17 protein-coding genes are annotated in these 22,861 nt (G+C 46.5%); 8 read left to right on the top strand and 9 right to left on the bottom strand.

The window, feature by feature from the left end:
* Positions 1-3: 3 nt before the first annotated feature.
* Together WBJ53_RS30510 and WBJ53_RS30505 are read right to left on the bottom strand one after the other, a co-directional pair.
* Positions 4-579 carry an RNA polymerase sigma factor gene (locus WBJ53_RS30510; protein ID WP_338873428.1) on the bottom strand — a complete coding sequence of 192 codons (576 nt, stop codon included), beginning with the start codon at positions 577-579 and terminating at the stop codon, positions 4-6.
* Between the two features lie 216 nt (positions 580-795).
* On the bottom strand, positions 796-2,967 hold the full coding sequence (locus WBJ53_RS30505; RefSeq protein ID WP_338873426.1) for a S46 family peptidase: 2,172 nt from the start codon (positions 2,965-2,967) through the stop codon (positions 796-798).
* A gap of 270 nt (positions 2,968-3,237) precedes the next feature.
* Between WBJ53_RS30505 and WBJ53_RS30500 the strand changes: the two genes are divergently transcribed.
* Positions 3,238-3,426: a hypothetical protein gene (locus WBJ53_RS30500; RefSeq protein ID WP_338873424.1), complete on the top strand. Its 189-nt coding sequence runs from the start codon at positions 3,238-3,240 to the stop codon at positions 3,424-3,426.
* A gap of 66 nt (positions 3,427-3,492) precedes the next feature.
* Here WBJ53_RS30500 and WBJ53_RS30495 read toward each other — a convergent pair whose 3' ends face one another.
* A complete protein-coding gene (locus WBJ53_RS30495) occupies positions 3,493-4,833 on the bottom strand; it encodes an NAD(P)/FAD-dependent oxidoreductase (protein WP_338873422.1) in 1,341 nt (446 codons plus the stop codon).
* 221 nt (positions 4,834-5,054) lie between these two features.
* Between WBJ53_RS30495 and WBJ53_RS30490 the strand changes: the two genes are divergently transcribed.
* Both WBJ53_RS30490 and WBJ53_RS30485 read left to right on the top strand, forming a co-directional pair.
* The gene (locus tag WBJ53_RS30490) at positions 5,055-7,463 is read left to right on the top strand and encodes a TonB-dependent receptor (RefSeq protein ID WP_338873420.1); all 2,409 of its coding nucleotides are present in this window, start codon (positions 5,055-5,057) and stop codon (positions 7,461-7,463) included.
* A gap of 2 nt (positions 7,464-7,465) precedes the next feature.
* Positions 7,466-8,419 (top strand): DUF4249 domain-containing protein, encoded by a 954-nt coding sequence (locus WBJ53_RS30485; RefSeq protein ID WP_338873418.1) that lies wholly within the window; start codon positions 7,466-7,468, stop codon positions 8,417-8,419.
* 95 nt (positions 8,420-8,514) lie between these two features.
* On the opposite strand, the gene WBJ53_RS30480 is transcribed toward WBJ53_RS30485, so the two are convergent.
* Complete coding sequence (locus tag WBJ53_RS30480) at positions 8,515-9,618, bottom strand: chorismate mutase (RefSeq protein ID WP_338873416.1); 1,104 nt, start codon at positions 9,616-9,618, stop codon at positions 8,515-8,517.
* A 274-nt stretch (positions 9,619-9,892) separates the two neighbouring features.
* Here WBJ53_RS30480 and WBJ53_RS30475 point away from each other — a divergent pair, with 274 nt between their 5' ends.
* On the top strand, positions 9,893-11,128 hold the full coding sequence (locus WBJ53_RS30475; RefSeq protein ID WP_338877254.1) for a proline dehydrogenase family protein: 1,236 nt from the start codon (positions 9,893-9,895) through the stop codon (positions 11,126-11,128).
* A 77-nt stretch (positions 11,129-11,205) separates the two neighbouring features.
* Positions 11,206-11,991, top strand: a complete 786-nt coding sequence (locus WBJ53_RS30470) for a lipoprotein signal peptidase (protein ID WP_338873414.1) — start codon at positions 11,206-11,208, stop codon at positions 11,989-11,991.
* A gap of 80 nt (positions 11,992-12,071) precedes the next feature.
* Here WBJ53_RS30470 and WBJ53_RS30465 read toward each other — a convergent pair whose 3' ends face one another.
* The 5 genes from WBJ53_RS30465 to WBJ53_RS30445 all read right to left on the bottom strand — a co-directional run bounded on the left by WBJ53_RS30465 (position 12,072) and on the right by WBJ53_RS30445 (position 18,902).
* Positions 12,072-13,643, bottom strand: coding sequence for a hypothetical protein (locus WBJ53_RS30465; protein WP_338873412.1), 1,572 nt, complete (start codon positions 13,641-13,643; stop codon positions 12,072-12,074).
* Positions 13,644-13,960: 317 nt separating this feature from the next.
* Entirely contained in the window at positions 13,961-14,614 is a 654-nt protein-coding gene (locus tag WBJ53_RS30460) for an OmpH family outer membrane protein (RefSeq protein ID WP_338873410.1), read from the bottom strand.
* Between the two features lie 19 nt (positions 14,615-14,633).
* On the bottom strand, positions 14,634-15,236 hold the full coding sequence (locus tag WBJ53_RS30455; RefSeq protein WP_338873408.1) for an OmpH family outer membrane protein: 603 nt from the start codon (positions 15,234-15,236) through the stop codon (positions 14,634-14,636).
* Positions 15,237-15,471: 235 nt separating this feature from the next.
* The gene (bamA, locus tag WBJ53_RS30450; RefSeq protein WP_338873406.1) at positions 15,472-18,066 is read right to left on the bottom strand and encodes an outer membrane protein assembly factor BamA; all 2,595 of its coding nucleotides are present in this window, start codon (positions 18,064-18,066) and stop codon (positions 15,472-15,474) included.
* Positions 18,067-18,164: 98 nt separating this feature from the next.
* Entirely contained in the window at positions 18,165-18,902 is a 738-nt protein-coding gene (locus WBJ53_RS30445; protein WP_338873404.1) for an isoprenyl transferase, read from the bottom strand.
* Between the two features lie 735 nt (positions 18,903-19,637).
* Between WBJ53_RS30445 and WBJ53_RS30440 the strand changes: the two genes are divergently transcribed.
* The 3 genes from WBJ53_RS30440 (at position 19,638) to WBJ53_RS30430 (ending at position 22,662) form a co-directional block, all read left to right on the top strand.
* Positions 19,638-20,594 carry a fasciclin domain-containing protein gene (locus tag WBJ53_RS30440; protein WP_338873402.1) on the top strand — a complete coding sequence of 319 codons (957 nt, stop codon included), beginning with the start codon at positions 19,638-19,640 and terminating at the stop codon, positions 20,592-20,594.
* A 41-nt stretch (positions 20,595-20,635) separates the two neighbouring features.
* Positions 20,636-21,691: an MBL fold metallo-hydrolase gene (locus tag WBJ53_RS30435; RefSeq protein WP_338873400.1), complete on the top strand. Its 1,056-nt coding sequence runs from the start codon at positions 20,636-20,638 to the stop codon at positions 21,689-21,691.
* Between the two features lie 86 nt (positions 21,692-21,777).
* Positions 21,778-22,662 carry an FKBP-type peptidyl-prolyl cis-trans isomerase gene (locus tag WBJ53_RS30430; protein ID WP_338873398.1) on the top strand — a complete coding sequence of 295 codons (885 nt, stop codon included), beginning with the start codon at positions 21,778-21,780 and terminating at the stop codon, positions 22,660-22,662.
* The last annotated feature ends 199 nt before the right edge of the window (positions 22,663-22,861 follow it).

Genomic DNA, 22,861 nt, shown 5'->3' with positions numbered 1-22,861 from the left:
TGTTCATTGTAACATTTCTAACAACCGTTTTTTGCCACGCAAATACTGAGTTCGGGATGTTGTTTCGCTGATATTCAATATGTTGCCTATTTCTTCGTGATCATACCCCTCAAAAAGATATAGCGATAACACTACCCGATACCCTTCTGGCAATTGCTGCATTGCTCGTTTTACACGTTCGACCTCTAGTTGGGTACCTTCCTCGTCGTAAGGTTCCGTATCGGCAAAGTCGGGACCGTCGTCTTCGCCAAATCGGTTCGACTCCATGTCAACAAATTCTAGTCGACGGCTGCGTAAATGATTAATGGCCCGGTTCACCACAATCTGCTTCAACCATGCTCCAAATGTGCTCTGACCACGAAATGAACCAATGTGGTTAAAGGCATCCATAAAAGCCTCCTGTAACACATCTTCGGCTTCGGCTTCATGATTCAGAATACGCATGCAGACGTTATACATCGCCTTGACGTATTGCTGGTAAAGCTCATACTGCGCCCGTCGCTCGCCCTGTTGGCAGCGTTTGACTAGCTCAGCATGTCGATCCGGATAGGGCGGCCCGACGTTTCGGTTTGTTTCCAACAGCTTCAGCGTATTGTGTGGTTTAGGTTGTAATCGTAGAAAAGACAGGAGAAAAATGCAGATGTTGCACAGACTTCTAAAAAATAATGTATCTACGATAAATTGATACCCTAAAGTAGGCAATAAAAAAGATGGCCCCCCGTTCTAACTCTCATATATAGTTGATTCAGAGCAGCGAGCAGCACTTTTACTAGAACTGCTACTTGCTGTTCTGAATTATTTTTTTGACGAAACTTTGGTCGCAGCGCCTGCAGAAGTGGTTCCAATGAGTTCGTTGATAAGCCGATCGGCTTTATACATATAGCGCATGGCCGCAATAATGCCGCCGGTATGTACTGATATTGTGCGGTTAGATTCTGGTACGAAAATAAACTCACCGGGCAGGCTTTCCATATTGCCATCGAAAGCCAATCCTACAGCTTCGCGATTTTTATTGATCATTGGACTTCCCGAATTACCGCCGATAATGTCGTTGGTAGAAATAAAGCACATAGGCTGTTTCAGCAGTTCGAGTGGCGGGTTTTTCCAGCGGGCTGGCAAATTCCAGGGGGCTTTATTAGCAAACGAATAGTTGCGGTCATACAAACCGGCGAAGGTTGTTATGATAGGTGCTTTGGTGCCATTATAATCATAGCTTTTTACAACGCCATCGTTAATTCGTAGCGAAAATGTTGCGTCGGGCGGAACGGCCGGACCGTAGACATTGTAAAGCATCCGACCTAACTGCCCCCGCAATACCTCCTGGCGTTGTGAAATTTGCCTTGCCTGCCGGGCGGCTGTTACGTAGCGAGGGAAACCAATACGAGCCAACACCAGCATTGGGTCGTCGGAAGCGGCAATGGCACCCGGACGGGTAGCGAGTTCTTTAATGAAAGCCGGATCGCGGAGTTTCGTTGTTTTAATTAAATAGGCTGCAGCTTCTTTAGGTGTTCGTAAGGTGCCGTCTGGATTGCCCAGGGCTGCTCTTACATAGGGATCATTGTTGCCTAACCCTGTTTGTGCTTCGGCCAAATGAGCGGCCAGGTAGCCTTCTTCTAACTGAAGACTGGTTATCTCGGGCGATACAAGCAGTGAGCGGGCACTTTCGGCATCTTGTGGCCGCGAGGTAAGCAATTCCCCAAATTGTGTCAGAACGTTGGCAAACGTTAATAACTCACCCATAATCCGTTCGCTCGGTGCCAGATAATTGGCGTCTCTGAACAGGCTTCGAAGCTGGGCTGTATTTGCGGCCAGTTCGTCCCAGGTTTTCAATTGGTCGGCAGGTAGGTTTTTGGCTTTGGCTGCCATCTGAAACTGTTGTTCGAAATAGGCTTTTCGGGCTAATAATTCAGGATCGCGAAGGCCCGCCAATTGACCGCTATAAGCTTTCAGACTGTTTTCGTAGCTAAAAATTTCATTTAAAATACTATCGCTTTTGGCCGTGGCATTATAGGCTTGCAGAATGGCCGAGCGATTTTGCAGGAGTTGAATCGTAGACGGCACCTGAAGGTCGCGGTCAAATTCGAGTTCGGCAACCGTTTTTAGGCGTTCGGTATGGCCAGGGTTGCCAATCACAAAAATGGGTTCGCCATCGTGAATACCGTTTGGGTTAAATTTGAAAAAATGCGTGGTTTGCAGCGGTTTCCCATTATCATATACCCGAAAAAACGAACAGTCGAGCGCATAACGAGGATAGGTGAAATTGTCGTAATCTCCCCCAAAGAAACCGAGCTGAAGTTCGGGCATGAATACGAGCCGCACATCGGTATATCGTTTGAAACCGTAAATCGAATACCGACCACCATTATAGAACGTTATGGTTTGTAGCTCCAGGCCCTGCCAGCCCGGTTTGGAGTTATATTCCTGTTTGATGGTCGTAAAAGCCTGCTCGCGGGCCTGAAGCTGAGCCTGCTCGGAGCCTGCACCGTTCATGGCATCCTGCACCTGTTTCGTGATATCGTCGATCTTTACTAACTGATCCACAAACAGACCATCTACTTTTCGTTCTTCGGCAAGTGTTTTGGCATAGAAACCGGTTGCATTCAGGTCTTCGCCCCGGCGAGTTACGTTGGTGCCCGATTCGCGCGCGCAGTGATGGTTTGTCATAACCAGCCCATTCGCCGATACGAACGAAGCTGAGCAATAGTCGGCAAAGCGCAGCGACGCTAGGCGGGCTTCATCGAACCATTTATCGTCGGGCTTGAAATTATAGGTTTGGCTGAAATACTCCTTCGGCGGATTATCGAAAGTCCACATTTTACCCAGATCGAGCGGACCGCCTTTGGCACTGTCGGCCTGGTTAGAAGCCAGAATCGTAGGAGAGAGAGTGGTTTGTGCCAATATGGGATTGACCAAGGTTGCTAACAGCAAACTGGCCATCAAAACGGGGCGTGGGCTGATACGATGCATTCTGGAAAAAGTATGAATGTATTATTGATGATACATTTTGAGGAAAGGGCTATGCCCCAGTTTCTACGAAAACTAAAAATAGTGGCAACAGCGCTCTTAGCCAAGGGCCTTGTTTAATTAAACGCCAATTTAAAGCAAACGTTTTTAGCCGGAATTACTTTCTGGAAGCATAGGTGGCGGCAAAACTTTAATTGAGTGTTAATTCCATTGTGTTAAACCTAAGTCGTTGGTATACTTCTAACCTATGAATTGGTTAAAACAGTATATGTTATGAAAACGCAGAAATTGCTCGGGTACGTTGCCGCCCTTTTGCTGATAATAGCTGTAGCTGGGTGTGGTCCTGCTTACTATAGCACCAATCGCTATGGGTATGGTGGCCGTTATAACCATCATCATCATTATAATCGCTATAATCACCCAGCTCCTCCGCGCCCTAACGGAGGTTATGGAAGATGGTAAGCGGGCCATTATTAATGAATAAGGAACCTCAATTGAGGTTCCTTATTCATTAATAATGGCTGATGATCAACTCATTTCATTTTTCATTATGATCTCCTGACCAACCTTATCGTCTTTTCGCACAAATGGCCGAACAATGATTCGAGTGCCACGCTGGTAGGTAAAGAGCCGGTATAGCCAGTTGCTGAATACAATTAGTTTACTTCGAAAACCAACCAGATACCAGATGTGGACAAATAGCCACGCTATCCAGGCTATAAAACCGCCCAGGTGAATATTACCTGGCAGATCGGCAACGGCCCGACTGCGGCCAATAATAGCCAGTGAACCTTTGTCGAAATATTCGAATGGCTCGGTAGGTTCGTTTTTCATTAACCTACGCAGATTTTTTGCCAGATGAACACCTTGTTGAATAGCTGGCTGGGCAACGCCTGGATGACCTCGTGGGTATTTTTCCAGTTTCATGAAGGCAATGTCGCCAATGGCGAATACATCCGTCAGACCCTGTACGCGATTGATTGGATCGACCAGTATACGGCCTTTTTCAATAGAACTGGCTGGAATCCCATCGATCAGGGCACCCGTTACACCGGCACCCCACACAAGCGTCTGCGTTTTAATTTGTTCTCCGCCTTTGAAGGTGACTGTTTCGCCATCATACGATTCTACGAGTGTGTTTAGTTTTATGATAACACCCAGGTCTTCGAGATAGCGTTGAGCTTTTTGGCCCGCTTCGTCCGACATAGGTGGTAAAACTTTACTTAGCCCTTCTACGATGTATATTTTCATCTGGCTAAAGTCTAGCCCTGGGTAGTCGTTCGGAAGAACGTGTTTCCGCATTTCGGCCAGTGATCCGGCCATTTCGACACCCGTAGGACCGGCCCCGGCAATAACAAAGGTTAGCAAACTTTGGCGCTCGGCCGGATCGGTGGTAATGCTGGCCTGCTCAAAACATTGCAGAAACTGGCTGCGGACATTAAGTGCTTCAGGGACCGTTTTGAGCGGAAATGAGTATTTCTGAATTTGCTCGTTGCCAAAAAAGTTAGACCTGGCTCCGGTGGCAATTACCAGATAATCGTAGTGCAAATCGCCAATGAGCGTAGTAACGGTTTTTGCCACCGGATCAATCCGATTGACCCGGACCATTCTATAATGAAAATCGGTATACCCTTCGAACATTTTTCGAAAAGGTTCGGCAATGGCGTCGGCTTCCAGGCCTGCGGTAGCCACCTGATAAAGTAAGGGCCAGAAACCATTGTAGTTTTGTTTATCAAACAATACGACCTGCACATCGGTATTTCGCAGGCTTTTGGCCAGATTCATGCCCCCAAAGCCTCCACCAATAATTACAACGCGTGGCTTTCTGGTATCGGGTATGTTGAGTGAGAGTTTATCGAATTCAAGCATCGTTCGTTATGAAGTTAGTCGCCCAGGGGTCGGTTCTGTCTCTATTACCTTGTAATCAGTGGTTTTGTTTAGTCAGAATACGAAATGTGACGGAATAGCCGATCGTAAATGTGAGTGGCTTCCATACGACTTTTACGACGAAAAGATTGATTAGTTTTGTGCTTCCTCAGGCCAACGTTATAGCATCGATCCAGCTCTTATCTTTATTCTTTGCGGCTTCTATGCGTGCAGGTCTTCAATTGCTGTTATGTCTTTTCATTCTGCTGCCTGTATGCGCACAAAAAACCGACTCCCGGATAACAATTAGTGGTTATGTACGCGAAGCGGGGAGCCTGGAAGCACTAATTGGCGTCAGTGTCTATGTGCCCGCCACAACCATGGGCACAACTACCAATACGTATGGCTTCTATTCATTAACATTACCGGCGCAGGATAGTGTACAGCTTGCTTATTCGTTTGTTGGGTATGAAACGGAAATCCATACACATACTCGACGTTTGAGCCAAACCCTAAATGTGCTTTTGACTCCGGGGCGGGTCTTGGCAGAGGTTGATGTAAAAGCCGACGTTGCGGGCGAAAAAGTGAGTGAAAGTGCGCAGATGAGCGTTATTGATATTCCAATTAGGCAGATAAAAAAAATTCCGGCATTTCTGGGCGAGAAAGATGTATTGAAAGTGCTGCAACTGATGCCAGGGGTTCAGAAAGGCTCGGAAGGGCAAACCGGTATTTATGTACGGGGTGGCGGTCCTGATCAGAATCTGATTATTCTGGACGATGCTGTTGTGTATAATGCCAGCCATTTGTTTGGGTTTTTCTCTGTTTTTAATGGTGATGCCATTAAAAGTGTGGAATTGATAAAAGGTGGATTTCCGGCTCGCTTTGGAGGGCGGCTTTCGTCGGTAATCGAGATGAACCTGAAAGATGGCAATCGCGAAAAACTGCATGGCGAGGCTGGTATTGGCCTCATTTCGTCGCGGCTAACGCTGGAAGGGCCATTGACGAAAAATAAAAAGAGTTCGTTTCTGATTTCGGGCCGACGTACTTATCTTGACATTCTGGCGGCACCGCTTATCAATGCAGAAACGCGTGGTCAGACTAAGATCGGTTACTATTTCTATGACCTGAATGCCAAAGCTAATTATGAGCTTAGTTCGACCGATAAGCTTTATTTGAGTGGCTATTTTGGTCGGGATAAATTTCATGCCCGCGACAAAACCGCTGAAACAAATACCGGTTTAAGTTGGGGAAATGCGACGGCTACCCTTCGCTGGAATCACTTGTTCAATCAGAAACTATTTTCGAACGCATCGCTGATTTTTAGTAACTATAAATTTGAGATTGCATCAACCGAACTCGGCACAACCGACAATCAGCTCTACTCGCTTCAGTATAACTCCGGCATTCGGGATTTTTCGCTGAAGTACGATGTCGATTATTATCCTTTGCCAGCTCATTCTGTTCGGATTGGTATTCAGAGTACCTATCATCGGTTTACCCCCAGCGCAGTTGTATTGCAAAATGCGGCAATCAGCCAGTATAGCAGCAACGTAAATACGATTGATGTGCTCGAATCGGGTATTTATGCCGAAGATACCTGGCGACCGTCTAGCCGGTGGCATATTAATGGTGGGCTTCGGATCAGTCATTTTCAACAGAAATCAGTCAGCTATACCAGGCCCGAACCCCGATTGTCGGGAGCATATACACTAAAACCCAACCTTTCCATTAAGGCCTCATATGCGCTCATGAATCAATACGTTCATTTGCTCTCGAATACAGGCATTGGGCTACCAACCGATTTGTGGGTGCCGACAACCGATCGGGTAAAACCTCAGCAATCGCAGCAGATAGCGATTGGTTTGGCAAAAGATTATGTCGAAAATGGATTGGCGCTGACTGTAGAGGCTTATTATAAAACGATGCATAATATCATTAACTATAAGGAAGGCGCTAGTTTTCTGTTGATCAATGACCCCACGGCGGCCAACAGCGTTCGTTGGGAGGATAACATTACGGCCGGGAAAGGTTGGTCGTATGGAGCTGAATTTCTACTACAAAAGAAAGTAGGCCGCTTTTCGGGTTGGATTGGCTATACGCTCTCCTGGACTCAGTGGCAGTTTGCCGATTTAAACAATGGCAAACCCTATTATCCGCGTTATGATCGACGGCACGATATTTCGCTTGTCGGTATTTATGAACTGAATAAGCGAACTACGATGTCGGCTACCTGGGTATATGGAACCGGAAATGCCCTCACCGTTCCAGTGGCGCGCTATGATGCATACCGGCCCGGCACATCGTTTTTCTACGGCAACAGTAGAGATGGTGATGGATTAATTAAGACAATTTTGCAGAATAGCCGAACGGTAGATGACTATGGGACGCAGAAAAATAGTTTTCGGGCCGAGTCTTACCATCGATTCGATGTTAGTGTGCAGTTTCATAAGCAGAAGGCGCATCATGAACGCACTTGGGAAGTAAGTGTTTACAACCTCTATAACCGACGTAACCCCTATTTCTATCGGCTTGAAGCCGTCGATCAGTCAGCAGGCAGCACATCGGGCATTGGGCTGTTTCGCTATTCGGTATTTCCTATTGTTCCGTCGGTTAGCTATAACGTCAAGTTCTGATCATGAAGACAATGGCACCTATTCTGAGCTTTTTTGTAGGGCTTGCCTGGTGGTTGTTGGGCTGTGGCAGTTTACGCAACGAAGTAGATCCGAGTGTACTGGGAGCCGATTCGTCGAAACTAGTAGTGAGTGGCTTCCTGTCGCCCCAGGATACCATATTAGCCGTAAAATTAACGCGTTCCCGAACCGTTGTAGGCGACAGCATCGGTGGCTTTTCCTCTAGTGATGGACCGGCAGCCAATGCCGGAAATGTAGTAAACGCCACCGTTACCATATCGGACGGTAGTCGTTCCGTAAGCCTTCGGTATTTTGCCGATGGCCAGCCTTATTATAGTGCCAGCACCGCCTTTATGCCGATTGTTGTCGGTAAAACCTATACGCTGACAGTGTTGACTGCTGCCGGTGAACGGGCAACCAGCAGTTGTATGATACCGGGGCCGGTAGCTCTGAAGCGTATTACGTTCGATTCGATACAGGCGGGGCAGAATCGACGGTATGTTGTTCGGGCTAGCTGGCAGGATCTGTTGGGCGAACCAAATTATTACCAGGTTTTAGGGGTATTTCGGTTTATTACCGATTGTTCTTCCTGTGCAAACGATCCGGGCTATACAGAACGGGAAGAGTTTACTTATCTGTCGTTCGACGACGACAATCGGGGTGTTTTTTCGGATGCGGGCATTGATGGGAGCGAGATTATTTCGGGACGTTCGTATCTTAACGGATCGACGATTAACCAGCAATTACCTTTTATGGCGCAGTACAAAAAAGCATTCGTAACCATGAATCTTTACAATGTGGAGAGGTCTTATTACCAGTACTGGTCGGCAGTGGTGCGCCAGCGCCGGGTTCGTAACAATCCTTTTGCCGAACCGGTACTCATTCCTGGCAATATTCAGGGCGGATTGGGTTGTTTTGCCGGATACAATCAGTCCATACTGGAACTAAAGCTGAAATGAGGACTATCGTTTTAGCCTAATAAGGGCAGGCAGAGCAACAAAAAAGGGGAACCCGGATTTTAGCCCGATTCCCCTTTTTCGGCAGAATTTTAAATTTATACCCCCTGAACAGTGCTGTTTATGATTTCGGTCTGTTTCCGGATCGACTCCATGTGGATAATCTTGTAGATTTCCTCTACTAATTCAGGATACAACCCGAGTTTTGTGCCCAGATCTGTACGTGTTTTCAGGATTTCTTTCCAACGATCGGGTTGGAACAGCGTTACGTTATTGTCGCGCTTGTATTCGGCCAGCCGTTCAACCAGGGCCATGCGGGCAGCCAGCATCTCAACAATCTGACGGTCTACATTATCGATGCTACGGCGCGATTGCTCCATGAATCCCTGAAACTCCAGGTTTTGCGATTCAACCTGACGAATTTGCAGGTGGTCGAGCATTTCGCCAAAAGCGGCTGGGGTAAGCTGCTGGGCGGCATCGCTCCAGGCGTTGTCCGGATCGATGTGCGACTCAACAATCAGACCGTCGTAGTTGAGGTCCATCGCCATCTGAGCCAGTTCGTTCAGATAAGCGCGCTTACCTGCCATGTGGCTTGGGTCGCCAATGATGGGCAACTGAGGGAAAATAGATTTCAGTTCGATTGCCATCTGCCACATCGGCACATTACGGTACTTTGTGGATTCGCCCGTAGCAAAACCACGGTGAATGGCTCCCAATTTTTTGATACCGGCACCGGCAATACGCTCGAAAGCGCCTACCCACAAAGCCAGATCGGGATTAACTGGGTTTTTGACCAGAACAGGAACATCAACTCCCCGTAGAGCATCGGCAATTTCCTGTACATTGAACGGATTGACAGTAGTGCGGGCACCTACCCACAGAATATCAACGCCATATTTCAGAGCCAGTTCGATATGCTCAGGAGTAGCTACTTCAACGGCAAACGGAAGGCCCGTTTCGGCTTTGGCGCGCTGAATCCAGGGAAGAGCGGCTTCGCCCATTCCTTCAAAGCTACCTGGACGGGTGCGCGGTTTCCAAACACCGGCACGAATAACATGAACGGCACCCAGTTCTTTCAACTGGCGGGCAGTTTCTACTAACTGATCTTCCGTCTCGGCGCTGCACGGGCCAGCGATGATCAGAGGTTTGCCGTTGGTCTCAATCCACGATCCAAGCGGCTCTACGGCTAATTCTACTTTCATACTAAACGCTTAATCTGCGAGTATCACCTATACTCTATGGGGAACTTTCGATGCAAATTTATAGTATATTTGCAGAAGGAACTAGTTGTATGTCAAGCTAGTTCCTTTATTTGTCTAAAACTGTTTTCGTTTGTATAGCTGGATGCGCTGGCTTTTTTAACTTAATTGACCGAAATTTCGTTATATATTTCGGTCGTGTTAGCCAACACGTACCTAAGCTATGGATGTAGCACCGTCAGAACGGAGCACTGATATGTCGAACCGAAGTAATCTAATGCCGGAGACCGTCGAACGGTTCAATGGCTCAATTCAGGCTGGGCCGCGTACGGCTGATTTAAAGCCTGTCTCTTTCGAGGACACTTCGATTGCTTTTTCTTCCCAGTCGAATTCCAAGTTAAGAAAGACTTACTGGTTATTTGCGTTGATGAATCGAGGATGGCTGGTAAATTTAGGTACTTTTTTCATAAAGATTGCCCTCAGACTTCATCTTCCCATTAAATTCCTTATAAAAAACACAATTTTTGAACAATTCTGTGGAGGGGAAAGTATTCGGGATTCTGAGAAAACAATACAACAGCTCCACCGCGTTCATGTTGGCACTATTCTGGATTATTCGGTAGAAGGCGAAGAAACCGAAAAAAGTTTCGATGAAACCACGCAGGAAATCCTTAGAACCATCGATCGGGCCAGTAAATCAAACGATATTCCGTTTTCTGTATTCAAAATTACAGGGCTTGCCTCAACCGAACTGCTGGAAGCTGTTCAGATTGGTGATTCGCTCAATAAGGACCAGAAAGCTGAATTTGATAGTGTGCTGAAACGCGTTGATACGCTTTGCCGCCGGGCCTACGAACGGCATGTACGGATTTTTATCGATGCCGAAGAAAGCTGGATTCAGGATACAATCGATACACTGGCGTATGAAATGATGGATCGCTACAACCATGAGCAACCAGTTGTTTACAACACCTATCAGATGTATCGCTGGGAAAGTCTGGAGCGTTTGCGTCGCGATGCAAACGAGGCTCATGCAAAAGGTTATTTTCTGGGCGTTAAACTAGTTCGTGGCGCTTATCTGGAAAAAGAACGGCTTCGCTCGCACGAAGAAGAATATCAGGACCCTATTCAGGCAACTAAAGAAGATACAGATCGCGATTTTAACGCTGCTATTGATTTTTGCCTGGAAAACCGTGATATCATATCGTTTTGCCTCGGTACTCACAATGAATATAGTTGCCAGTATTGTATTCAGCAGATGAAGCGGCTGGGTATTACCCCTAACGATCCGCATATCTACTTTGCGCAACTCCTGGGTATGAGCGACAACATTTCCTATAATCTGGCCAATGCCGGTTATAATGTTGCTAAATACGTGCCCTATGGCCCTGTAGAAGCTGTGATGCCTTATTTATTCCGACGGGCCGAAGAAAATAAATCAATAGCTGGGCAGAGTAGCCGGGAGTTTACTCTGGTTAGCAATGAATTAAAGCGCCGTAAGGGCTGTATGTAATTTGCGGATGGGCATGGCAATTTTGCTGTGCTTTATTGTTTTATAATGGCACGGCAGTAAGGCTGTGCCTGCCTTTTATGATTAAGAAAAGCCCCTTAAAGTTTTTTCTGCTAACGCTGCTTCTAATTGCCATTGACCAGGGGGTTAAGCTGGCGGTTCATTATTATATGGCCCCTGGTTTTGCCGGGCAAATCAAGTTGATTGGCGACTGGTTTAAACTGCACTATGTCCTGAATCCTGGCATGGCCTTTGGGATGCAGTTGGGGTACGAATATGGTAAACTGCTGTTGAGTGTGTTCCGACTCTTTGCTATGGTCGGTATTGGCTACTACCTGGTTCACCTGGCACATCGTGGAGCGCCTGATGGGTTGCTTTGGGCCATGGCAATGATTCTGGCCGGAGCCGTCGGTAACGTTATCGATAGTACATTCTATGGTGTTTTTTTGCATAATGCTCCCTATGGATCGCCTACGCCCTGGTTTCATGGGCAAGTGATCGATATGGTATTTGTCGACATATGGGAAGGGTTTATCCCCGACTGGGTTCCCATCTGGGGTGGTCAATATTATTCAACGCCAATTTTTAATATTGCCGATTCCTGCATATTTGTTGGTGTCTGTATAATATTATTGTTTCAGCGTCGGTTTTTTGGAGGACACACGATCGAAGATGGCCTATTACCAATCGATGGGCCTGATGCTACGCAGGCCGAAGTATTACCGATGGCAGAGCTGGAAGGGGAGGGGCAATCTGAAGAGCAAGCCGAAACATCAGACAACAACCCTTCCGATGATGCAAGCGACGAGATTAAGTCATCGTCTTCGGAGTCGGTGGTTTCAGAAGAGCAAAAGACGCAGGAATAAACCAATCAAGTCAGTTGTGATTAGATATAACGGAAAAGGGGCTGCCTTCGCAGCCCCTTTTCCGTTGAGAATAATAGCGTCTATTGCGTTTCTTCCAGTGGTGTAAAATCCTTGAAGGTGCGTTTAATGGCCTTGTCGGAGGCTTCTTTTTTGCTTTGCCAGTTGGCGTCGAGTTCGAGCGCTACCAGACCGCTTAAGCTCATGGCACTGCGGAAATCGTCTAGTTTCTTAACAAATTCATTACTTCGTCGCGACGATTTCAGCGAGAACTCGCGAGCAAACACATCACCTTTGTTTTGTAGCTCCGATTTTTTCCCTAGAACATAGTTATAGCGGTCAAGCAAATCTTTCATCGACTTCCCGATTACTTCAGTTGCTTCCAGTGTACCCATTGTCAGTACGGCTGTGCCGCCAACGGCCGAAATAATGCGTTGCGAGCTAGGATCACTGGCCGTTACGGCTGGCGATATACCCGTAACAGCGCCTAATGAGGCATTGGCTACCGAGCGATTTCGCTTACCTCCTTTTGCTTTTTTATAATCGCGTTTAAGCTGTTCTTCTTTTTCGCCCAGTTGTTCGACTAGTCCCCAGGCCTGTACTAATGCCTGTCGGTATAAGGTGTATAAATACCGATCTTTTTCGAATTCATTCACCGTGTTCATAATGGTGAATGTAATTCGGCGTTCTTCCCGATTTTTGGCTTTATCAAGCGCGTAGAATGTTATCTGAACGTTTAGCGAATCGTAAGGGTCTTTCACGAAGTCATAGCCAGGCTGCCAGATAAATTCAAACTGGTTGTCGGTATTTTTAACCAGCGCTGTTTTTGGAATATTCTGGTTATCGGACAAAAATCCGAATGTGGCTACATCGTCTTCGCCGTTAGGATCAGTGAGGTAGAATTTCAGATCGACGGTTGCGTTTTCTTTCAGTTTGTAGTGCGATTCTTTAGGAATTACCGCAATAATAGGTGGCAAGTCCATTTCGGTAACCTGTACTTTAAGGCGACCTTTGGTGCGCGTTTTAGCGGGCTGATCTTCCACCCAAAACTCAATATATTGCGGGCTTTGCTTCAGTTTGTTAAACTGATTGAGCGACAACGTCCAGGTAAATTCACCCTGAGAAGAAAGTTTGCTTCCTTCGGGCATCTGATCGGCAATGGGAATGAAAGCAATTGGGTCGCCATCGTCATCATGAACAACATTAGGATCTATTTTGTAGGTGTTCTGCGTCCGATAACTAACATAGAAAGGCTGTAAATCGCCGACAATAGGTGGTCGATTAACGTGCAATACTTTGAAGTCGACCGTATAGGCGGCTGTTTGGCCACGTTGATTGCGTACCTCAAAAGTAACGGGATAGATTTTGGCCGTTTGTATGCGGTCGGCCAGGTCGTAGCCGGGTGTCCAGCTAAAATGGCCCAGCGAATCGAGTTTCATGCCTTCTACCTTATCGCCTTCGAACGAATACGTGACTGTATCGGTAGGGGGAGCGGTAGATTTGAGATCAAACCGAATGGTTTTTCCTTCCGGAATAACATTCCATTCTGTTTGCGTTGGCAAAATTAGTTGCAATGATTTGGGGTCCTGTGCGTAGCTACTAACAGCGGTAATTAATATCAGCACCCACGCTATAGTACCGGCAATTCGGTTCATAAGCAAAAGAGAGAGGTGGTCTGTCTTCAAAAACGTAAAAGTAAGGCGAAGATTTCGTCTGGTTGATTCTATCTGGCAGTTTTGATATTTTTCTTAGTTAAATACCGGGTCAACCCCTTAATAATTATATCTTTCTAAGAGAAAATACTGTGCAAACTGCCAGCTCAAAATTAAGTAAATTCCAGGGAGTAGTATGTTATAAGAGAAAATAGACTCACTAGAATCTATGGGCTGAGAAGTGATTTTGGAGAAAATGCTAAATAAAAATCGCTTCCCAATGCTGGGAAGCGATTGTAAACACTGACTAAGCAGATCAATTAGTTTTTCTTGGGTGTAGTTCCACCCCCAGCATTAGCTGGCTTATTGGCAGGGGCTGCATTGGCGGCTGGTGTGGCTGCCTTGGCAGGGTCGATCCCCAATTTTTTCAATACCAGCTCCGTAATGTTATTCTCTTCTGGAGCAACAAGTAGAATAGGCGTTGTGTTGGCACCGGCATCCAGATTGAAAACGTAGGTATACGCATTTTCCTTAGCTACAGCGTCAATCGCTTTCTGGATTTTCTGTACAACCGGATTTACCAGTTGGCCATATTTGGTTTGCAGCGACTGTTCGGCTGTCCGACCAAATTCCTGAATACGGGCTTGCAGGCTCTGCAATTCGGTTTCGCGGTCCTTACGGATCACATCCGTCATTTGAGCGGCCCCTTTTTCGTAGGCAGCATACTTATCTTCCAGTTCCTTCTGCATCCGTTTCAACTCGTTTTCCGATTGCGTACGCTGGATCGTAAGCTGATTCTGGATATCTTTTGCTTCAGGCGTTTGGCCAAGAATATAGTCGATGTTCGTATAGCCTAACTTCAGCGGGCTTGCTGCGGTGGTGGCCGGAGCCGCTGTTGTTTGAGCTTGTGCCTGTGCATTCAGACCGCCCACCAAAAGGGCTACCGCGAATGCCATGACGAGGTTTTTGTTCATTTTAGTTTACTAGTTTGTACTACTTCGGTTTTGTGGTTGTTTTATTTTCGGGACTATTATTTACTGGCGCACCCGGCGCAGCTGTTGGTTTTGTTGGTTTACTGTTGGCATCCAGACCCAATTCTTCCATCACATAGTCCGTGTAGTCGTGGCGTGGATTCGTATAGAGCATCACAAAATCAGATGCCTTGTCAAATACAAATTCTAACTTTTTCTGTACGGCAACTTTTTCAATGGCCCGGCTAATCAACTCCATCGGAGCTTTCATCAGCTCTTTCTTTTTTTCGAAAAGCAGCCCCTGATAGCCAAACACCTTGTTGTTATACTCGCGGGCTTCGCGTTCTTTATCAACCAGCACGCGCTGCCGTTCGCGTTTCATGTCTTCGGTCAGCAGAATTTCTTCTGCCTGGTAGGCTTTCTGTAATTTTTCTATCTCAAGGTATTTATCCTGAATATCTTTCGACCATTTGTCGGCGAACTTATCAATTTCGCTCAACGCCTTCTGATATTCGGGCATTTTCCCCAAAATAAATTCAGAATCAACATAACCGAACTTTTGCGCCCGCGCTGGCGAGGTTAAGTAAACGGAGCACAAAAGTACGAAAAAAAGGCCCTTTTTCATTGTTAGCCGCTCAATTTTTACGCGAAGTGATTGATTGTCAATTATAGATGCCGGGCTGATTGTTAGATAGGCGGTATAACAGATGGTTTAATACCCTACTTCCCTATCGTTAGTTATGTTGAGGTTGCCCCAAAATTGTCATCTATAACTAACGCTCAGATTCCCTGATTCTTATCTTATATGTTCAATTTGAGCGATAATGCAGAGATTATCGCTCAAATTGAAACGAATTAGTTTATCTGAACTGCTGACCAATGGTGAAGTGGAATTGACCTGAAGCCTTGTCTTTAATTCCTGGTATTTTGTCGAAACCATACCCGTAATCAATACCGATGAGGCCAAAAGCAGGCATGAAAATCCGGGCACCAACCCCAACCGACCGTTTCAGATCGAATGGATTATACTGTTTGTAGCTGGCCCAGTTGTTACCAGCTTCCAGGAACGTTAAAACGAAAATGGTGGCCGATGGATTGAGCGACACCGGATACCGGAGTTCGGCAACGAACTTGTTATATACTACACCACCCTGGCTACGGGCATTTCCGGCCGGAACGCGGTCGTAGTCGGCGGTATATACACTACGATCGTCATAACCACGCAGACCAATGATGTCCTGCGCCAATGCGAACTGTCCTTGCCCTGCCAGACCCGAACCACCCAATACGAACCGCTCAAATGGCCCGATGGCCGTACGCTTGTTATAGCTACCCAGGAAACCCATGTGGGCGCGGGTATTCAAGACCAGCTTGCCAAAAATAGTCTGGAACCAACTGGCATCGAACATCCATTTGTGGTATTCAACAAATTTGTATTTGTCTTCGGGTTTTTCGGTAGTGGTTGTCGTCCGGAATGCCGAGTAGGGTGGTGTAAACGATCCGCTTAATGTGAACGACGATCCCGACCGTGGGAACTGAGGGTTGTCGATGCTGTTGCGTGAGAGCGTAGTATTGAACGTGAAGTTGTTCGATATACCGTTGCTGTATCCGATGTAGAACAAGTCGAGATTGTGTAGGTCGTATCGCTGATAGGACAACGATGTGCTCAGCGAGAAGTAATCATCGGGTACTTTCAACTGACGGCCCAGGCCGACCGTAATAGCCGTATTTGTATAAGAGCCAGTCGGCGTGCGACCTTTCAGACTCTGATAGATGCTATACGGGTTATTGGGGTCGTAGAATGTTTTATAAACCGTGTGGCTGGCACTTACCGACAGCGCATTTGGTTTACGGCCACCCAGCCAGGGTTCTGTAAACGACAAGGAATATACCTGATACTGGCTACCGTTGGCCTGGAAACGAAGCTGAACCCGTTGTCCATCACCAGCCGGTAGCGGACGCCACGCACTAAAGTTCGGAATATTGCGGGCCGAGAAGTTGTTAAATGTTAAACCCAGCGTTCCAACAAAGCCCACGTAGCCACCCCAACCGCCCGATAATTCGATCTGGTCAGATGGTTTTTCTTCAACAGAATATTCAATATCTACCGTACCGTCATTTTGTGGTACGGGGTTAATGCCAATTTTTTCGGGGTCGAAGTAGCCCAGCGTTGCCAGCTCGCGCTGAGTACGAATCAGGTTCGTTTTCGAGAATTTCTGACCGGGCAACGTCCGAATCGAGCGCATCACAACGTGGTCGCTGGTTTTGGTGTTTCCGTTCAGAATGATCCGGTTGATGGTTGCCTGCTTTCCTTCAAAAATTCGTATTTCCAGATCAATAGAGTCACCTTCGATACTTTTCTCGATCGGTTGTGCATTGTAGTACAGATAGCCATCGTCCATGTAGAGCGAGCTTAGGTCCTGACCAGGGTTACCGTTCAGCTTTTTCTCCAGATCCTCGGGATTATAGATATCTCCTTTCTGAACGCCCAGTACATCCCGTAGCCGGGCCGAAGGGTATAAGTAATTTCCTGAAAACTCAATATTACGATAATAATACTGATGGCCTTCGTTGAGGTTCAGCCTAAGATTAATGGTGTTATCGTTGTTATGGATGATCGTGTCGTCCTCAATAACAGCATCGCGGTAACCAAGCTTGTTGTAGTAAGCGATCAGTTTTTGTTTGTCTTCCTCAAATTTCTTCGGTACGAACTTCGATGGAGTAAATAAACGACCGAAGCGTTTCTCTTTCGTGCTTTTCATTTTCATCCGCACGGTCGATTCGTCGAGTTCTTCCAGCCCGTCAAACTCAATTTTGGCAATCTTAACCTTCTGTCCTTTATCGACCATTACACGCATGGTTGCGTTGTTGCGGGCACTATCAGGAATGGTTGTGATTTTTACTTTCGTATTGAGGTAGCCCTTATCGACAAAGAATTTGCGAACAGCCAACTGCGTGTTTTTGGTGATGGTTGTGGTTACAATCTTACCCAAATTCAGTTTTACCTTATCTTTTAGCTGATCCTGCTCCCCTTTTTTAATCCCCAAAAAATTGACCCGATACAGGCGGGGGCGTTCCTGAACCCGGAACATAATCGCTACTTTGCCTTCGCCTGCATGGTTAGCAAACATTTCAACATTGTCGAGCAGTCCCGAATCCATCAATTTACGAACCGAAGAACCCACCCCTTCGCCAGGAATTCGGATTTTATCGCCAATTTTCAGACCTGACAGCGATACCAGTGAATTAGGATCGAGATAGCGGGTGCCCGTCACGGTTAGCCCGGTAATTTCATATTCTTTAGGGTTGGCGTAGTTTAAGAGGTCGTCGTTGCTAAGAGGAGTATCTGTACGACCAACGCCCACGCCCACGCGAACCTGCGCCCGCAGCGTAGCTGGATAAAAGCTAATGAGCACTAAAATAGCCCCCAGTACGAGTTTTATACGGTGTTCCAAGTTGTTCTTTGTTTTCAATCGTTGATTTTCTGCTTATGATATCTAGACGCGGTTAGGAAAGGGCGCAACCAACTACCGTAGGCAGAAATCCGTAAACTCTATTTAACTAACTGTTCGCTGGTTTTACCAAACCGGCGTTCACGTTGCTGATAGTTTAAAATCGCTTCGTATAAATGGTTTTTACGGAAATCAGGCCACAGCACATCGGGCATATAGAGTTCCGAATAAGCCAGTTGCCAAAGCATGAAATTGCTGATCCGCATCTCACCACTGGTTCGAATCATCAGCTCCGGATCGGGAATACCGTCTGTGGTGAGGTAATGACTGAAAAGCGTTTCGTTCACTTCATTTGGCGTTATCCGTCCGTCGCGCACGTCGGCAGCAATTTGGCGTGTGGCTTCCAGAATTTCCCAACGGCCGCTATAACTTAAGGCTAATACGAGTGTCAGACCAGTATTGCCCGACGTTTCGCGCATGGCCTCGGCCAATTCGTGCTGGCAGTCGGTTGGTAAACTTTCGGTATGACCAATCGTTGTCAGCCGCACGTTATTGTCCATGAGGGTTTTTATTTCGCCCCGAATTGTATGAACGAGCAGCGTCATGAGCGCGTCCACTTCAAACTTAGGGCGATTCCAGTTTTCGGTCGAAAACGCGTAAAGCGTTAAAAACTTAACGCCTAATTCGGCGCACCCTTCCGTTACCTCACGTACAGCCTTGATGGCATTTCGGTGGCCGAATACCCGGGCAGCTCCCTGCCGTTTGGCCCAACGTCCGTTTCCGTCCATGATAACGGCTATATGCTGGGGCAGATTGCTCGGGTCAATGTGTTCCTTCATCCCAATGGGGGAGTTTTAACATTAATTAAGAATCAATTCTACAAAAGTACCTATAAATCCTGATAAAGAGTTAGGAGGCATGGTTTTAACAGGCTGCGAATTTACGAAAATGGATTCTTATAGAAATGTCTTTATATTAGGATTATAAGTATTTTACATGGAAGAAATTCAGTAAAATAAACATACCGTGTTTGTAGTGCCCCCAGCAGCCTTTCTCTGAAGGCTTGGAATTCGATTTATCAAAACTTAATTCAATCGACTTTAATTGGGGTTAGACGAGAACTACTTGACCAGACCCGTTTCAGTCTGACAAGGGCCGAATTAACTCTTTGAATGGGAAATCGTTTCTGATTAGCTGTGGTCGGATGGTAATGAAAAGCGGGACGAATGGAACGGTGCAGGTAAAAACCAGCCAATTAGGGGGCAACTGTAGACCGGCCCCACAAATAATAGGCAACACCCATCGCCAATAGGATTATTCCAATAATGATGTAGAGGTACATAGGAAGTTTCTTATTCATAACGAGCCGATTTAGTAGCTGAGATTGATCGGTACACTCTTACATGTAAAGCAGTATTAGTCAGCTATTGTTCAGGAAATAATTGTATGACTGCAAGCATATAGAGCCAACGGCTTACTATTCGGCAACTGCATTATCTTTGCCAATAAGAAACATAACGCAAGTCGGTACGTTTTACGGACGTAAGGTTATAATTTCATCGTTCACCCACAGTATGACTAACTCTTTTTCGGTGCTCCTGAGCCGCCTGGCGGTTCTGGGGCTGTTGCTGACAATAGCACTGGGCTGTTCTAAAAGCGAGAATACCGTTGCTGATCCTAAAACCATAACCGATCAGATTCTGGAAGATAAGCAGTTTAGTCTGCTAAAGGCAGCGATGAATTATTCGGGTGCCGGCGATGCGCTCAAAGGGGCTAATCTGACCTTTTTTGCCCCAAACGATTCCGCGTTTTACAGGTCGGGGATTACGTCAGAAGCGGCTATTACGGCCATGGCGAAAGATCAGGTGAAAAATATCCTGCTCTATCATACATTGTATGCGCCTGTGTCGCTCTCTGCCATTCCATCGGGCGTTAATGCGGTACAAACGGCCAGTCAGTCAATTGCGTATTTGAATAATATGGGCGGGGGGATGGTGTATATCAACAATGCAAAGATTATACAACCCGACATTAAGGCCGCCAATGGCATTATCCATATCATCGACCATGTGCTTTCGCCGTCAACGGGATCGCTGTTGACTACAATCCAGAATACCGATAACCTAACGTTTTTGAGCGCTGCTCTGAAACGGATTGCATCCAGTAATCCATCGTTGATTACGTCGCTGAACAATACGGCCGCTACGAATCCATTAACCGTTTTTGCGCCTAATGACAATGCCTTTATGGTGTCCGGTTATAGAACAATATCGGCTATTGAAACCGCTTCGCCCCAAACACTGTCGTCGTTACTTTCCTATCATATGGTGTCGGGTCTATCACTGCGATCTAACCTGAAAACGGGGTCGGTAACTACATTGCTTGCCAACAATAAAATCAACATAACCGTAACTAACGATGTGGTAACCATTAAGGGTAATAAGAATACGCTGGCTGCAACTATCAGAACAGCCGATATAATTGCCAATAATGGCGTCATTCATATCATCGATCAGGTGCTGCAACCGTAATGAACGGCGTGGGTCATTAATCGATTAATTTACTGTACTGTATGTGGACCCGAGTTCTGCTTCTGTTAGGAGTGCTTCTGCTTGTTATCGTTCTGGCCGCTCTGGTCATTGGCTACCTGATTTCGGCCCCCCGCTATAAAGGTCCGGTTAGCGATCATTTTGATGGGAAAGAATTTTATAATCTGAATGGAGCAAAGGCCAAAGGGTTTTGGGAAGCAATTCGCTGGATGCTGACCCGCGATCAGGGGCGGTGGCCTGCCTATCATAACGACCCACCCGGGCCACCACCGCCAGCGCGTGTCGATGGTCGAGCCGTGCGGGTTACGTTTATCAATCATTCAACGGTATTGCTGCAATTCGATGGCCTCAATGTGCTGACAGACCCTGTTTATTACGAACGGGTAAGTCCATTTCAGTTTGCGGGTCCAAAGCGAAACAATCCGCCCGGCATCCGATTCGACAACCTACCCAAAATCGACGTATTGATTTTGAGCCATAACCACTGGGATCATCTGGATATTGGCACCGTTCGGAAGCTGTGCGACCGCGACCGACCACACGTTTTTTGTCCACTCGGTGTAAAAGCTTTTCTGGAAAAGGAAGGCTGTCAGAACGTGCAGGAAATGGACTGGCGGCAATCGGTGGCTTATAACGACAGCACGACTATTCATTGCGTACCAGCGCAGCATTTTTCGGGCCGGGGCCTGTTTGATCGGGATGCAACGCTTTGGGCTGGCTTTATTATCGACAGCAAAGTGGCGGGTAGGCTATATTTTGTCGGCGATACCGGTTATGGGCCGTTTCTGAAAGAAATTGGTCGGCAGTTTGGTCCGTTGCGACTAGCTCTGATTCCAATTGGCGCTTATAAACCCCGGTGGTTTATGTCGCCCATTCATTGTTCGCCCGATCAGGCTGTGGAGATTCATGAAGACGTTCGATCAGAACAGAGTATAGCCATTCATTTTGGTACTTTTCCTCTAGCCGACGATGGTGCCCGCGATCCTATTGACGATTTAGAAAAGGCTTTGGCTGCAAAAAATATCCCGGCCAATCGCTTCAAAGCCTTGAAAACGGGAGCAAGTCTGATCGTAAATTGAAAAAAAAGCACACTCTTCCCAACGCTACGCCACGAAGCAGGGTCTATAATCGTATTACCTAGTATCTCTATTTGAAAATCAATTCCATGCGAAAGTTTCATTTATCAATTCTTAGTGCCTTGTTTATGCTTGGATTGGCCTCTTGTATGAAAGAGAGTGCTGATCCGTCGAGTGAGTATTTTAAGCAGAACGATCAGCAGATTAAAGCGTATACCGACACCAGCAAATTAAGCTGGCAATCTACATCCTCAGGATTATATTATGCCATTACAACGGCGAATTCCACGGCGAAAAAAGCTACGGTTGGCGACCAGGCTGAATTTTCGTATAAGTCTTATAACCTGAGTGGTGCGTTAGTCGATAGTACTACTGCTGGTAGCCCTGTTTATTATCCGCTGGGAATTCAGGCTATTCTGGCTGGTCTTGAAGAGGGGTTGTTGCTTATGCATGAGGGAGAGCGTGCTACTTTCCTGTTACCTTCCTATCTGGCCTATGGAAGCGCGGCTGTCAATGCCAATTTGCCTGCCTATTCGGTTGTTCGGTTTGATGTTAAACTAGCCCGCTCGCGTACCGAAACCGAGCAAATTCAGCAGTACATAGCCGATAAGAAACTGACCGTTACCGATTCGTCGTCTACCGGATTGAAGATTATTAAGACCGTAACGAACCCTACCGGCGCTACATTGACAGCGGGCCAGACCATCACGATCAAGTATAAAGGGAAAATGCTTCGGTCTGCAACTGCCTTCGATAGTACAGGGGCCGGTACATTTGATGCAACGCTTGGGCAGAGTAAGTATGTAGCTGGGTTTGAAGCGGGGCTGTCAAAACTACGGGTTGGCGAGTCGGCAACGATCATCTTTCCGTCGGCTCTTGGTTATGGCACTACAGGTGTAGTTAGCGGCAATACATACATCGTTACACCCTATGCACCGTTGCTGTTTGAGCTACAGGTAATATCTGCTAAATAAATTTATTTCTTCCTGTTGTTGCTTTAGCCCACATTCAAATGTGGGCTTTTTTTGTGCGTAACAGCCAGTAGAGGGCCATTTTAGCAAAATAAGATCAATTATATACTTATTCGGTATGGAATAAGGGTATTCAAAATATTATTAATATAATTTGGTGACATACAAAATGATATTTTATTTTGCCTGTTTACAAGCAAAT

The sequence above is a fragment of the Spirosoma sp. SC4-14 genome (assembly GCF_037201965.1).
GTDB lineage: Bacteria > Bacteroidota > Bacteroidia > Cytophagales > Spirosomataceae > Spirosoma.
The sequence above is the reverse complement of the archived record's forward strand: the minus strand, read 5'-3'. Positions and strand labels throughout refer to the sequence as shown.

What these genes read in the sequence shown, in the direction of transcription:
- WBJ53_RS30430 (WP_338873398.1), top strand. Translation starts at nt 21,778, where the DNA reads ATGCGAAAGTTTCATTTATCAATTCTTAGTGCCTTGTTTATGCTTGGA.
- WBJ53_RS30505 (WP_338873426.1), bottom strand. Translation starts at nt 2,967, where the DNA reads ATGCATCGTATCAGCCCACGCCCCGTTTTGATGGCCAGTTTGCTGTTA.
- WBJ53_RS30500 (WP_338873424.1), top strand. Translation starts at nt 3,238, where the DNA reads ATGAAAACGCAGAAATTGCTCGGGTACGTTGCCGCCCTTTTGCTGATA.
- WBJ53_RS30455 (WP_338873408.1), bottom strand. Translation starts at nt 15,236, where the DNA reads ATGAAAAAGGGCCTTTTTTTCGTACTTTTGTGCTCCGTTTACTTAACC.
- WBJ53_RS30490 (WP_338873420.1), top strand. Translation starts at nt 5,055, where the DNA reads ATGCGTGCAGGTCTTCAATTGCTGTTATGTCTTTTCATTCTGCTGCCT.
- WBJ53_RS30480 (WP_338873416.1), bottom strand. Translation starts at nt 9,618, where the DNA reads ATGAAAGTAGAATTAGCCGTAGAGCCGCTTGGATCGTGGATTGAGACC.
- WBJ53_RS30470 (WP_338873414.1), top strand. Translation starts at nt 11,206, where the DNA reads ATGATTAAGAAAAGCCCCTTAAAGTTTTTTCTGCTAACGCTGCTTCTA.
- WBJ53_RS30495 (WP_338873422.1), bottom strand. Translation starts at nt 4,833, where the DNA reads ATGCTTGAATTCGATAAACTCTCACTCAACATACCCGATACCAGAAAG.
- WBJ53_RS30485 (WP_338873418.1), top strand. Translation starts at nt 7,466, where the DNA reads ATGAAGACAATGGCACCTATTCTGAGCTTTTTTGTAGGGCTTGCCTGG.
- WBJ53_RS30435 (WP_338873400.1), top strand. Translation starts at nt 20,636, where the DNA reads ATGTGGACCCGAGTTCTGCTTCTGTTAGGAGTGCTTCTGCTTGTTATC.
- WBJ53_RS30440 (WP_338873402.1), top strand. Translation starts at nt 19,638, where the DNA reads ATGACTAACTCTTTTTCGGTGCTCCTGAGCCGCCTGGCGGTTCTGGGG.
- WBJ53_RS30475 (WP_338877254.1), top strand. Translation starts at nt 9,893, where the DNA reads ATGCCGGAGACCGTCGAACGGTTCAATGGCTCAATTCAGGCTGGGCCG.
- WBJ53_RS30445 (WP_338873404.1), bottom strand. Translation starts at nt 18,902, where the DNA reads ATGAAGGAACACATTGACCCGAGCAATCTGCCCCAGCATATAGCCGTT.
- WBJ53_RS30465 (WP_338873412.1), bottom strand. Translation starts at nt 13,643, where the DNA reads ATGAACCGAATTGCCGGTACTATAGCGTGGGTGCTGATATTAATTACC.
- WBJ53_RS30460 (WP_338873410.1), bottom strand. Translation starts at nt 14,614, where the DNA reads ATGAACAAAAACCTCGTCATGGCATTCGCGGTAGCCCTTTTGGTGGGC.